Genomic DNA, 1559 nt, shown 5'->3' on the forward strand with positions numbered 1-1559 from the left:
TGCCGTGGCGGGGCCGGGTGAGTTGACCGATCCGGAGTACTGGGTCCGTCAGCTGCGTGGCACCGTCCGTTTCCACGACGCCGTACAGACCATGAAGGAGGAAGGCGTCGGCCTGTGCCTCGAAGTCGGCCCCGACGCCGTACTCACCGGGATGATCCGCGACGGGCAGGACGACGGCGCCCTGACGGCCGTGCCCCTGCTGCGTGCCCGGCATCCCGAGACCGACGTACTCGCTGCCGGACTGGCCACGGCTCATGTCCACGGCGCGCGCGTCGACTGGGCCGCGTTTCTCCCCGGAGCGGCCCCGACCGACCTGCCCACCTACGCCTTCCGGCACCACCGCTACTGGCTGCCCTCCGGGAAGCGGACCGAGGGACGGGCCGCAGGGGCCGACAGGTCCTGGCACCCTCTCCTGGACACGTCCGTCGATCTCGCGGACCGGGGGGACACGGTGCTCGGCGGCCGGGTCGACGCCGAGGCCCACCCGTGGCTCGCCGACCACGCGATCGACGGCAACGTGATCCTGCCGGCGACGGCCTTCCTCGAACTCGGGGCCGCGGTGGCCGCCCGTACCGGCGCGGACCGCGTGGAACAGCTCACCCTCGAAGCCCCTCTGCACCTGCCCGAGGGAGAGGCCGCCCAGCTCCAGATCATCGTCGAGGCAGCCGGCCAGGACGGTGCCAGGGCGTTCTCCGTCCACGCGCGGCCTGCCGGCCAGGACGGCGAGGACACCGGCTGGACCCGTTGCGCGAGCGGCAGTCTCCTCTCCACGGGCGCCGGCCCGGAGCCGGACGTCTTCGCCCCCCTGCGCAGCTGGCCGCCGCAGGGCGCCACCGAAATCCCGCTGGACGGCGTCTACGACCGCCTGGCCGAGCTGGGGTACGCGTACGGACCCACGTTCCAGGGGCTCACCCGTCTGTGGCGGCGCGGAGAGGAGCTGTACGCCGAGGTCGGTCTGCCGACCCAACTCCACGACACAGCAGCCGCGTTCGCGGTCCACCCCGCGCTGCTCGATGCCGCGATCCAGCCGCTGGTCGTCACGGCGTCCGAGACGCTCGCCTCCGAGGACCTCCTGCGGCTGCCCTTCGACTGGCAGGGCGCCGCCTTCTGGAACACCGGCGCCCCCACCGCCCTGCGCGTCCGGATCACGCCCGCGGGCGGCGACGACGTCTCCGTCGCGTTCGCCGACCGGCACGGCGCCCCGGTGGCCCAGGCCCGGGCACTCACGATGCGTCCGGTGTCCCGGGAGAGCTTCACCGCACGGTTCGGCGTGCCGGAATCCGCCGTTCACGCCCTGCGGTGGGAGTCGGTGGGGTCGGGGTTGGTTGGTGGTGGGGTGTCGGGGGGTTTGGTGTTTGTGGGTGAGGGGTTGCCGGGGTTGCCGGAGGTGGTGGATGGGGTTGTGGGTGCGGGTGCGGTGGTGTTTGAGGTGCCTTCTGTGCGTGCTGGTGATGTGGGTGTGGGTGTGGGTGGGGATGTGGCGGGTGGGGTGCGTGGTGTGGTGGGTGGGGTGTTGGGGTGGTTGCGTGGGTGGTTGGGGGATGGGCGGTTTGAGGGGT

General features: G+C 72.6%; 1 protein-coding gene. It reads left to right on the top strand.

Annotated elements, in window-relative coordinates; all coding sequences use genetic code 11:
- Positions 1-22 precede the first annotated feature (22 nt).
- Positions 23-1559: polyketide synthase dehydratase domain-containing protein (locus tag ACIBCJ_RS35580; protein ID WP_365981567.1), on the top strand; the 1537-nt coding region annotated here is incomplete at its 3' end.

Origin of the sequence: Streptomyces sp. NPDC051136 (genome assembly GCF_044455745.1) — a bacterium.
GTDB lineage: Bacteria > Actinomycetota > Actinomycetes > Streptomycetales > Streptomycetaceae > Streptomyces.